This is a genomic window from thiotrophic endosymbiont of Bathymodiolus puteoserpentis (Logatchev), assembly GCF_900127505.1.
Lineage (GTDB): Bacteria > Pseudomonadota > Gammaproteobacteria > PS1 > Pseudothioglobaceae > Thiodubiliella.
Map to the genome: position 1 here is coordinate 140,131 of NZ_UEXF01000028.1, position 11,756 is coordinate 151,886.

Annotated in this window: 7 protein-coding genes; 6 read left to right on the plus strand and 1 reads right to left on the minus strand. The window is 38.5% G+C overall.

What is annotated here, in order from left to right; all coding sequences use genetic code 11:
* The first annotated feature begins 133 nt into the window (after positions 1 to 133).
* Entirely contained in the window at positions 134 to 859 is a 726-nt protein-coding gene (locus BHECKSOX2_RS04965) for an inverse autotransporter beta domain-containing protein (protein ID WP_425356607.1), read from the plus strand.
* 29 nt (positions 860 to 888) lie between these two features.
* Positions 889 to 3,558, plus strand: a complete 2,670-nt coding sequence (locus BHECKSOX2_RS10475) for an inverse autotransporter beta domain-containing protein (RefSeq protein ID WP_342589271.1) — start codon at positions 889 to 891, stop codon at positions 3,556 to 3,558.
* Between the two features lie 1,679 nt (positions 3,559 to 5,237).
* Here the strand turns inward: BHECKSOX2_RS10475 and BHECKSOX2_RS04975 are convergent.
* Entirely contained in the window at positions 5,238 to 6,995 is a 1,758-nt protein-coding gene (locus BHECKSOX2_RS04975; RefSeq protein WP_180323667.1) for a TonB-dependent receptor plug domain-containing protein, read from the minus strand.
* Between the two features lie 197 nt (positions 6,996 to 7,192).
* Here BHECKSOX2_RS04975 and serC point away from each other — a divergent pair, with 197 nt between their 5' ends.
* Genes serC through BHECKSOX2_RS04995 form a run of 4 tightly spaced genes read left to right on the plus strand, consistent with a single transcriptional unit; the run spans position 7,193 to position 11,751 of the window.
* Positions 7,193 to 8,272 carry a 3-phosphoserine/phosphohydroxythreonine transaminase gene (serC, locus tag BHECKSOX2_RS04980; RefSeq protein ID WP_139682704.1) on the plus strand — a complete coding sequence of 360 codons (1,080 nt, stop codon included), beginning with the start codon at positions 7,193 to 7,195 and terminating at the stop codon, positions 8,270 to 8,272.
* Entirely contained in the window at positions 8,272 to 9,429 is a 1,158-nt protein-coding gene (locus tag BHECKSOX2_RS04985) for a phosphoglycerate dehydrogenase (RefSeq protein WP_139682705.1), read from the plus strand. Before serC ends, BHECKSOX2_RS04985 begins: the two co-directional genes overlap by 1 nt.
* Before the next feature lie 8 nt (positions 9,430 to 9,437).
* The gene (gene pheA / locus BHECKSOX2_RS04990) at positions 9,438 to 10,514 is read left to right on the plus strand and encodes a prephenate dehydratase (protein WP_139682706.1); all 1,077 of its coding nucleotides are present in this window, start codon (positions 9,438 to 9,440) and stop codon (positions 10,512 to 10,514) included.
* 40 nt (positions 10,515 to 10,554) lie between these two features.
* Positions 10,555 to 11,751 carry a hypothetical protein gene (locus BHECKSOX2_RS04995; RefSeq protein WP_139682707.1) on the plus strand — a complete coding sequence of 399 codons (1,197 nt, stop codon included), beginning with the start codon at positions 10,555 to 10,557 and terminating at the stop codon, positions 11,749 to 11,751.
* Positions 11,752 to 11,756 lie beyond the last annotated feature (5 nt).

Consider the following 11,756-nt stretch of genomic DNA (forward strand, 5'->3'; position numbering starts at 1 on the left):
CAAGAAAGACAACCAAGCCACCACTTTACTCAAAGAAGTCGCAGGCACAACTCGCGCCGCCCTAGGTTCTACCAACTCAGGCAATACCAACCAACTGGGCAAGAAGGTTGCCACAGACATTAAAAACCAAGCCATTAACAAAACCGAAGGTTTTGTGAACAACAAAGCCAATACATTTTTAAACGCATTTGGTGCAGGTCGTAGCGAGGTAAGTATTGGTGGACTGAGCTCAAAAAAACTAAATTACAGCCTCAGAACCATTCAGCCGATATCTGAGCTTGATGCCAACAGCAAAGCATTAACTTTCATTCAAGCTGGCATCGCTTCTGGCAAAAGTATTGATAGTCGCCGCACTACAGTTAACTTAGGCGTTGGTCATCGTCTATTGGTAGAAAACGACATGGCCATCGCAGGTATTAATGTGTTTACCGACTATGAGTCCAAGTCCAAGCACAAACGCTTAAGCCTTGGTTTGGAATACCAGCGTGCTAACTTTAGTGCCAATATCAATAAATACCATGTATTTTCAGACGAAAAATTAGTCAACAGTGTAAAAGAGAGGGGTAGGTCAGGTTATGATGTCAAGCTTAGCGGTCAAGCCCCTTACTTACCTTGGGCAAAAATCAAAGGCACTTATTATTACTGGGACACTAAAGCAGGTCCAGACATTAAGGGTAATATTCTGGGTGTGGATATTGAGATCACACCTTCGGTAAGTTTTGAGCTAGGTCAAGAAAACAACAACACTATGGATGCCANAGTAAGCCTTACACACACAAGCAGAGCAACACCACCAAGAAAGACAACCAAGCCACCACTTTACTCAAAGAAGTCGCAGGCACAACTCGCGCCGCCCTAGGTTCTACCAACTCAGGCAATACCAACCAACTGGGCAAGAAGGTTGCCACAGACATTAAAAACCAAGCCATTAACAAAACCGAAGGTTTTGTGAACAACAAAGCCAATACATTTTTAAACGCATTTGGTGCAGGTCGTAGCGAGGTAAGTATTGGTGGACTGAGCTCAAAAAAACTAAATTACAGCCTCAGAACCATTCAGCCGATATCTGAGCTTGATGCCAACAGCAAAGCATTAACTTTCATTCAAGCTAGCATCGCTTCTGGCAAAAGTATTGATAGTCGCCGCACTACAGTTAACTTAGGCGTTGGTCATCGTCTATTGGTAGAAAACGACATGGCCATCGCAGGTATTAATGTGTTTACCGACTATGAGTCCAAGTCCAAGCACAAACGCTTAAGCCTTGGTTTGGAATACCAGCGTGCTAACTTTAGTGCCAATATCAATAAATACCATGTATTTTCAGACGAAAAATTAGTCAACAGTATAAAAGAGAGGGGTAGGTCAGGTTATGATGTCAAGCTTAGCGGTCAAGCCCCTTACTTACCTTGGGCAAAAATCAAAGGCACTTATTATTACTGGGACACTAAAACAGGTCCAGACATTAAGGGTAATATTCTGGGTGTGGATATTGAGATCACACCTTCGGTAAGTTTTGAGCTAGGTCAAGAAAACAACAACACTATGGATGCCAAAAGCTACGGCAAACTCACTGTCAAACTACCACTGGGCAACAAACAAAAATTCACCAATTTTGCCATTGCCAGCAAAGCCTTTAAAGACAGTCGCAAAATGGACTTAGGCGCACTTGCTTGGGTAGAGCGTAGTAATAAAATAATGATTGAAAGGGGAGAAGGAGGAATATCGTTTAAAGGACTAACTTACAAACTGGTCACCTCACCTGACACAGGCAGAGTATGGCTTGATAGAAATCTCGGCGCAATACAAGTAGCTACTAAAAAGGATGACAGCGCTGCTTATGGAGATCATTACCCATTTAGTGACATTAGTGGCAATAACGACATCTGCCCAGCAGGCTTTGGCGTACCAACTGAGGGAGAGTTGGCGGCAGAGACCATCGTCCCTACTCCGATTAGTACTCCTACAACAGCCCTTTCTAGCTTCCTTAAGTTGCCAGCTGCGGGCGGTGGCCAGACATCTGACAACTTGGCTGGCGATGTCGTCTTCTTGTGGACTAAGACTACTGTTAGCGGAGAGGGTCGTTATTTGACCATCGCCTCCAGCAATAGGGAATTCTCTACCAGCATCACTTCTGGTTTCAAATTTAGCGTTCGTTGTATTAAAACACGCACCCCAATAGTATTTAATGGGTTAACTTATAAAATGATCACCTCATCTAAGACAGGCAAAGTGTGGCTTGATAGAAATCTCGGCGCAACACAAGTAGCTACTTCACTTAACGACAGTGATGCTTATGGAGATTTATACCAATGGGGACGCGCAAAGGATGGGCACGAAAAATCTAGCACAACAACAAAAACAATAGCAACTAGCCTCGATCCAGCAAATAATGGTGCGTTTATTCTCGCTGACGCTCAGCCTGATGATGATTGGGTAGTGGGCAATGTAGACAACGATGGCGCACTCAGAACAGTTGCTTGGGCAGACGGCGGAGTCAATGACATTTGCCCAGCGGGCTTTAGTGTGCCAACTAAGGCAGAGTTAAAGGAAGATATTATTGATGCTGGTATTACTAGCGCTGACGCAGCACTTTCTAGCCCCCTCAAGTTGCCAGCTGCTGGCTATCGTGATCGTGCAATTTACCCCGCCGATCCAGCAAAGAATGGGAAGGTTCACGATATTGGCACGAGCGTATTCTTATGGAGTCGGTCTGCTGATGGTTCGAAAGCTAGTTATTTGAGCATCAACAGTGCCGTGGATTCAGGCAACCTAGATCGTTCTTACGGTTTTAGCGTTCGTTGTATTCAAGCACAGGGCGTTACTGTTTTTGCTGATCCTGCTGCTGATTCTTCTCGATTTTATTTACTTTTGACTGGTGGTATTGGTGATAAAGTGGGTTCAATTTCTACTAGAATCATAGAAATCAAGGAAAAATATGAGGGAGTAGCAGCAAATAAAATCTCTATAAGAAATGCTGTTAATGCTGTTAAAACAGGGACACATTATCGGTTTGTAAGTGGTGTGTCTAAAGAAGATGCTAAAAATATCATAGCTTCTCTTGTTTTGAGAGCTCCTAATATTATTATAGAAACGATAAAAATTCCTCCTATTCCTCCTTCCCGTCCAGCAATATCGTTTAAAGGACTAACTTATGAACAGGTTGTCTCACCTAATACAAAAAAAATATGGCTTGACAGAAATATTGGAGCGGCGAATGTAGGAGGTTATGGAAGTTATTTAAATTATGCCAGTGCTAATAATAATGGAACTTGCCCAATGGGCTTTGGTCTACCAACTAAGGCAGAGTTAGAGGTAGAGACGGCTGGAGCAGTTAATAAAGTTACGAATCTTGAAACGGCTCTCAAGAGCTTCCTTCGGATACCAGCTGCTGGTAACAACATTAAGGGAGCTGGCAAAGAAGCCTTTTTGTGGACTGCGACTGAGGGATCTAATGGAAGCGATACCTATCCTTATGCTTTGCATATTGAGCCTAATAACGCGCAATTCCGTCTTTCTCGTCGTGTAGCCGGTTATAGTGTTCGTTGCGTTAAGGATTAAGCAGATAGTAACACTTTTTTTATTTGCACGCTTACCCTTTGACACAGTCATCCCGAGGATGGGGCTGGGTGCTCTTGATTTTTACGCCATAAGTACAGGGTTATTTTAGGCTGTAAAATAAAAAGCTATAAAGACTGTGAAAATCTAGCTTACCAATGGTATTGGGCTTATTTTGATGTGCGGGAAAAAGTACGACGCTCAAAATCAACTAGAGTTTGATTATGATATTAAGTTGATAGCATTACAACATAGATTAATAGAGGTCTTAGCAACCTAAGCCTTTGAGTTGTGTTGGTGCTTAATAAGTCTTTAAGTGCGGATTTTCTTTCACCGTGTTAAGCCACAGCAAAAAAAATCGCGGTGTTGAATAGGTGCTTATTTTTGTTATTAATGACTTAAATGGCTTTAATTAAGCCATAGAAGCAATCTGTACATGTAGCATTGCATTGTTCATTCTTGCGATTTGTATTAGAAAGGCAGTTGCCAAAGATTTCAAAAGCATTGATGTCACTTTAAATGCAATTATCAAGCACAAGACTAAATCTAGAGCTTGGCTTTCAACGCAGGGCTTTGCACTTAAAAAATAGTTTGTCTAGTAACCCAATAAATACAGGGAAAATGGGGCAGAGCCAGCGTTAGAAATTGGAGTGAGGCTTTCCCTTATCAGTCCTAATCGGTTTTGAGGGTGTTCTGCCATTGTCTTGAGAGTAATGTTGCTTAAAGGCATCGTCAAAGACTCTCTAGTTAATAGTATTGGCATCTAATTGAGAAAAGAGCTTTGAATGAAAAAGATTTGATTGGGTGGATATTGGGCTGGATTTAGTTAATATTTTTTTAAGCAAAACGACCAAGAAATAAGAGGTATTTTAGCAAAAGTTGGTTGATTTGTCTGGGGATATTGTTAGTTTTATTATTATAAATCAATTAGTTGTGTTGTTTTAAAGGGTTGACTAAGTATTTGCATGATTTGTAAATCTGATTTACATGTTGCCTTCATTTGAATCTCCTTATGTTTTTATTGTAAGAAAATTCTACTTTTATTGGGTGTTAATTTTTTGGGAGGATTACTATTCCTATTGACTTGTTATAACACTGTGTCAACTTATTTTTTGACGAAAAAAACCCCCAGTAAGTTTTTAATTTACTGGGGATTTTTTATGGATATTAACTACCTAACCAAACCAGAAGGCTACATCAAGCGAGGAACACTCTGAATCTTGCACTTCGACCCAAACGTATCAACAATATAACCACTGTATCCACCACCGTTAACCCTGTGGTAAATCCTAATATCCTGTCTATATCAGATACACCGTGAAGATAAACATATTGTGGGATATTCCAGTTGCTAGGTGTGAATCAAATCTTTCATTTAACAGAATTAAGCAGGCAATCAATTCACAAATATTTAGAGACCTTTGTATAAATAGGAATGATTAGCAAAATCCAATTTTTGCCCAATTGGTGATTTCTTTAAACCTTGTCCTAGCAGGGCTAAGGCTGGGTTTAAAAAATCGCCAAGTGGGTGAAAAGTGGGTTTCTGATGATTGTTCCTATTTATGCAAAGGTCTCATTTAATAGCAATTAGACTTAGATCTGCAGGGGTACCTTAGATTCAAAATCCAAATGCAGTACTGCGTAGGTGCTGTCCTTGCTACTACTCCATGAGGATGGTGCGTTTAGAATTGATAATCTAGCCCTATTTCAACGGTTCGGCTGGGTTGGTTGTAGCCATTAGCTATGGTGTAATTTTTATCAGTCGCATTTTTAATATTTAATAACACTTTAGCGCTATTGTTAATGTTATAACTATTTGATAAGTTAATTAAAGTGTAGCCATCTAATGCAACACCACTATCCAAACTAGATGATCTTGTAATTACTTGTGCTCTTGCGTTAAATTTAGCATATTGTTTAGCAATTGTTAGGTTGGTGATATTTTTTGGCCTTCTTATAGGCTGTGTGTTGCTATTATTAACACTACTTTTAGAATAAACATGATTAAAGCTAAGGTTATATCCAGAAATATTAGCATTTAATGACAGATCAACGCCTTTAGCGCTATATTGATCCTCGTTTATGTAAATAGAATTCGGCCACCCACCTGTATAGCCAATCCCATCTTTTTCTTTTGTTTTAAATAACGATAGACTCACCTCGCCCCAAACATGGTTTTTGCTTAATTCTATATTGATATTTTTTGAGGTTTCTGGTTTTAAATCATTTATTTGATTGCCAGATGTGACTTCCTTGAGTGTTGGTGCCTGAAAGGCTGTGTTGTAATTACTCGTCAGTCTAATACCGTTGCCTAATTCTTTACCAAATCCCATGTTATAAACAGTATGGCTGCCAAACTTATTGTGTTTGATGTAGCGAAGTCCTGCATTGATATCTAAGTCACTGATGTTTTTTTGCCAATTTATAAATAAATCTTTACTGCTGTGTTTTAATTTATTCGTTGTGTTCTCGCTTTTAACTTGTGATAATCCGATATTGAGCAAAGCATCATCAATTTTTATATCGTTAAGTGCAGTTATCGTGGTTTTTTTGTATTTATCACCTATGGTGGTAGCACTCGCGCCACTGTCTCTTTTGCTCTTAGTTTGTGTTAGGGAGAATGTGGACTTCCAAGTGTTGCTAAATTTTTTGTTTGCATTGATGGCTATTTTGTTTAATTTTATATCGCTTAATTCGCCAGCATCTGTACCACTAAAGCCATCATATTGAGTTTTATTTCTACTTTCTAAATAACCAATATCAAAGTGCTTATTGCCAGCTTTAATTTGTGTGGTTTGATTGTTGATACTGTCTTTTTCACCAGTTGTATCCCCAGTTTGAGCATTGATGCCATCGGTTGTGTATTTGTTGTGGGTGAATCTAACAAAGCCATCTTTGCCACCGTTATTGGCTGATAGCGTGTAAGTTTTGGAATTGTGTGTACCAAATTTAATACCTAGTGTGGCACTTGCGCCATCTGCGCCTTTTTTTGTAGTAATATTAATCACGCCTGAAATAGCAGACGATCCATATAGGACAGAACCTGAGTTCTTGATTATTTCTATTTTTTCAATATCGTTAAGTGCAATACTTGTCAACCCGTATTCTACTGCACCATTTAATGAATCAATACTATTGACACTAACGCCATCAACCAAAACTAAAGTGTGGTCTGAATCACCACCACGCATAAAGAGTGCAGCTACATTGCCGTATGGGTTGTACAAACCAACACTTGGCACAGTTGCCAAGAAATCTAAGAAGGTGTTGGCACCTGTTGCTTTAATATCATCAGCACTAAAACTAAGGGTTGATGCAATAGAGCCGATCACTGGGCTATCGGTACGGTATTCGGTGTTAAGGTAAATGGGAATAGGGCCTAAAGCTGCATTGGTATTTAGACTGGCGATAAGCGTTATTATGAGTAAGATTTTTTGCATGATATTCATCCTTCGTGAGTTAAGAAAAAGTTGAATTATGTATCGGACTGATGTTTACAAACAAATACCGTTGCGAGGACAGTGTGGGATTCACACCCACTTCCATAATAAAACTGGATTATATTATAGATATTAAAATAGCTGAGTTCTGATAAAATTATGCTTTTAATTTTTAATCAATCAAGGGGCGGGTTTAAATGAGTCAAGTTTATAATTTTAGTGCAGGTCCTGCAATGTTGCCAAAGCAGGTGTTACAACTAATGCAAGCCGAGCTTTTAGAGTATGGCAGTGCCAAAGCATCGGTCATGGAAATATCTCATCGTGGTGCAGATTTTATGGCATTGGCACAAAAATCTGAACAAGATTTGCGTGATTTAATGAACATTCCTGATCACTATAAAGTTTTGTTTATGCAAGGCGGGGCATCTAGTCAATTTTCTATGGTGCCGATTAATTTATTGCGTGGTAAAACTAAAGCGAATTACACCCATACTGGGCATTGGTCAAAGAAGGCGATTGCTGAGGCTCAGCGTTATTGTAGTGTGAATATTTGCACGGATAGTTCGGATAATAAGTATACTGATATTGCTGATTTTGAGCGTTGGAATATTGATGAAGACGGCGCTTATTTGCACTATACGCCGAATGAAACGATTGCAGGTTTGGAGTTTGATTACACACCAGAAGTGGGTATGCCATTGGTCGCAGATATGTCATCTAGTATTTTATCGCGTGAGATTGATGTCTCAAAATACGGTGTAATTTATGCAGGCGCACAGAAGAATATCGGCATTGCTGGCTTGAGCATTATAATTGTGCGTGAAGACTTGATAGGTAATGTGGTGCAAAATCAACCGATTTTATTTGATTATGCAACGCAAGCGAATAATGATTCAATGTACAACACACCATCAACCTACCCTTGGTATGTGGCAAGTCGTGTATTTGAGTGGTTAAAGGAGCAAGGTGGTTTGTCTGCAATGGCAAAGATTAACGAGCGTAAGGCAAAGACACTTTACAAGGCGATTGACGGGTCTGATTTTTACTCAAATCCTGTGACAAAGAGATACCGTTCTTGGATGAATGCACCCTTTTTGTTAGCGAATGAAGATTTAAATCCTTTATTCTTAGAAAAAGCAGCCAACAATGGTTTGATTACCTTGAAAGGGCACCGCTCTGTGGGTGGCATGCGAGCGAGCATCTATAATGCTATGCCACAAGAAGGCATCGACCAGTTGGTTGCATTTATGCAAGACTTTGAGAAAGAAAACGGATAATGAACAAGATACAAACATTAAACAACATCTCAAGCGTTGGTTTACAAAAACTGCCAAGAGAGGATTATGAAGTTGCCTCTGAAATGACAAACCCTGATGCAATTTTAGTGCGTAGTGCTAAGATGCATGAGCTAGAAATTGGAGACAATCTAAAGGCTATTGGTCGTGCTGGTGCTGGTGTGAATAATATTCCACTAGATAAGATGAGCGATAAGGGTGTGGTGGTATTCAATGCACCAGGTGCAAATGCAAATGCAGTAAAAGAATTGGTGATATCCTCAATGTTACTTGCCAGTCGTAATATTTGTCAGGCATGGGCATATGTTAATAGCTTGCCACTTAACAATCTAAAAACTGCGGTGGAAGACGGTAAGAAAAATTATTCAGGCTCAGAGTTACCAGGTAAGACGCTGGGTATTGTTGGTTTGGGTGCCATTGGTGTGCAGATTGCCAATGCAGCGAGTATGCTAGGTATGAAAGTGATTGGTTTTGACCCGAGTATCACTATTAAGAGTGCTTGGATGCTCTCAGCCGATGTTGAACAGGCGCAGAGTGTTGATGATCTGTTTTCACAAAGTGATTTTGTGTCTTTTCATGTGCCATTAGTGGAGGGCACTAAGAATTTGTTAAATGAAGCCCGCATTGCTTTGTTGCCAGAGGGCGCAACGATTTTGAATTTTGCACGAGATGGTATTATTGATGAAGATGCATTAATTAGCGCACTTGAAGCAGGCAAGGTGAAATATTATGTGACGGATTTTCCAATTGATGGTAAGAAAGACCACGATAGAGTGATTGCTTTACCACATTTAGGGGCATCAACGGCTGAGGCAGAAGATAACTGTGCGATTATGGTGGCAAACCAGATAAAAGATTATCTTGAAAATGGCAATATCTTAAATTCGGTGAATTTTCCAGAGGTGAAAATGCCGAGAACAAGGGGATCTCGTTTGGCAATTGCGCATAAAAATATTCCGAATATGGTGGGTCAAATCTCAACCATACTTGCTGATGAGGGTGCGAATATTATTGATATGTTAAACAAATCAAGAGACGAAGTTGCCTATACTTTGGTTGACATAGAAGGCGGGGTTTCTGATGCAGTGGTTAATCATTTAAAACAGGTTGAGGGTATCTTAATGGTAAGGGCTTTGTAAGCGATAAAATGGCTAAAGAATTAGAAAAACTAAGAGTTGAAATTGATGCACTGGACAAGAAGATTCAGTCGTTAATTGGTAGTAGAGCCGAACTGGCGTCAGCAGTTGCAGAAGTTAAAAAGACTGCAAAATACAGTAGTAGTTTTTACCGTCCAGAGCGTGAAGCGCAAGTGTTGCGTACGATTATTGAGCGCAATGATAACTTAGTTAAGGACAAAGATATGGCGCATATCTTTCGTGAGATTATGTCCGCTTGTCTTGCGCTTGAGCAAGGTATCAATGTTGCTTATCTTGGTCCTGAAGGTACTTTTACGCAAGAAGCTGCACTCAAGCATTTCGGGCACGCGGTATCGACGCTAGATTGTGGTAGTGTTGATGAGGTTTTCCATGAAGTGGAAAAAGGCAATGCAAATTATGGCGTTGTGCCAATTGAAAATTCGTCTAATGGCGTGATTGGGGCGACGGTTGATATGCTTTATTCTCAAGATTTAAAGATTTGTGGCGAGGTTGAAGTTTTAATCCATCACCAATTAATGATGGCAGACCAATCTAAGGATATTGAGGTAATTTACGCACATCAGCAAGCACTTGAACAATGCCAGCGCTGGTTAAAAAATCATTATCCAAAAGCACAACTTAAGTCTGTAGCGTCAAATGCTCTGGCAGCTCGACTTGTTAAAGACGAGCCAAATGCTGCAGCGATTGCATCAGAAGTAGCACTTGGTTTGTATGCTTTGGAGCGTGTTGCCAAAAACATTGAAGACAAAACTGGCAATGTCACACGCTTCTTGGTGCTTGGCAAAGAAGAGGTTGCGCCTTCAGGTAAAGATAAAACTTCTTTATTGGTCGTTGCCAAACACGAAGCAGGGGCGTTGTTTGATTTGTTGTCACCTTTTAAGGATCAAAATATAAATATACTGCAACTTGCACGCCATCCAATGCCAGGTATAAAGTGGGAATACCTGTTCCTAATCGATATTGATGGTCATCAGCAAGAGGCGCATGTGCACAGTGCCTTGGTGAAGATTGCCAAAAAAGTGCTCAAGGTAGATATCTTAGGTTCTTATCCTGTCACAGTCCTGTAATTTTGCAATATGTAGTGTTGATGACTTTAAACTATAAATTATGAACACTTTTAATGACATTAAAGAATTAGTGTCAGCTCTTAAGAGGGAAGAAAAATTAATTTCTCAGATGTTTGTAAAAAGAAAATCTCTTAATTACAAGTTGAGTTACGCTTTAGAATTAGTTGATGATGATGAGGATAGAATTAATTTTCTTTTACAAAGGGCTGTTATTAGAGAGAATGGCGGGCTTCTTGAAATTGACGATCAATTTATTGAATTCTTTGAACAAGTACTTGATGTTAATGAAGAAATTAACCTTTCATACATTAATGAAAATATCAAAAGTATTAATGAAAATATAAATTACTATTTCAATGAGAATAATGAAAATAGGAAATACAGTTACCTTAAATTTATAAAAAAGACTTTCAGAAAAATGGGAGTTATTACATTTAGAAGTGTAGTTGATTTAAGACGAAATATAGAAAACACCTTTAAGAATGAATCAAATTACAAAAACAAACATCTGAAATTAAAAAACCTTGATGAGAAAAGAACCATTATTACCGATTTAATCAAACAAACTTTATTATTAATCAATGATGGAGAGTTAACTTTTTTTAAGACAGCAACAGATGAAGAATTAAACCAAGTTATTATAGACTTAAAATACAGTTTAAGTGAATGCTCACATAATTTAATTGAAATAGAGAAGCAAATAATTGATTATCTAAATCAAATAAAACATCAAGGAAAGTTTTTAGAAAAACTACGAAGATTAAAATATTTAAAAGATCATTTTCTAATTGAAGGCGAAACGGATATTAAACAAATTCTTACCAAAAAAAATCAAGTAATTTTTGAAGTTCGTGTAGCCGAACCTTTAAATTTATCAATAGATTTTTTATGTGAAAATGAGAATGCTTTTTCGAGTATTAAAAAAATAGCAAAAAAAAATTTAGATCGAATAAACTTTAAGCCATTATTAGCTGAAAGTATTTCTAATGAACTTTTAGAAAACAGCGTTGAAGAAGAGACAATGATAAATTTAGAGGAAGTCAAGAATCATTTTATAGCAACAAGCGACAATTTATTCAATTTTATTGTTCGCTATGATTTCTTAAAAGAAGTTGATTTTAACGAACGGGTAACCATATACTGTCAAGTAGCCTCCCAATACGAATCAGAATTGAATATTGAAAATGAATTTCAAATTGATAATGACATTGAATACACCTTAATTTATCCAAAATAGAATTT

What these genes read in the sequence shown, in the direction of transcription:
- BHECKSOX2_RS04975 (WP_180323667.1), bottom strand. Translation starts at nt 6,995, where the DNA reads ATGCAAAAAATCTTACTCATAATAACGCTTATCGCCAGTCTAAATACC.
- serC (WP_139682704.1), top strand. Translation starts at nt 7,193, where the DNA reads ATGAGTCAAGTTTATAATTTTAGTGCAGGTCCTGCAATGTTGCCAAAG.
- BHECKSOX2_RS04985 (WP_139682705.1), top strand. Translation starts at nt 8,272, where the DNA reads ATGAACAAGATACAAACATTAAACAACATCTCAAGCGTTGGTTTACAA.
- pheA (WP_139682706.1), top strand. Translation starts at nt 9,438, where the DNA reads ATGGCTAAAGAATTAGAAAAACTAAGAGTTGAAATTGATGCACTGGAC.
- BHECKSOX2_RS04995 (WP_139682707.1), top strand. Translation starts at nt 10,555, where the DNA reads ATGAACACTTTTAATGACATTAAAGAATTAGTGTCAGCTCTTAAGAGG.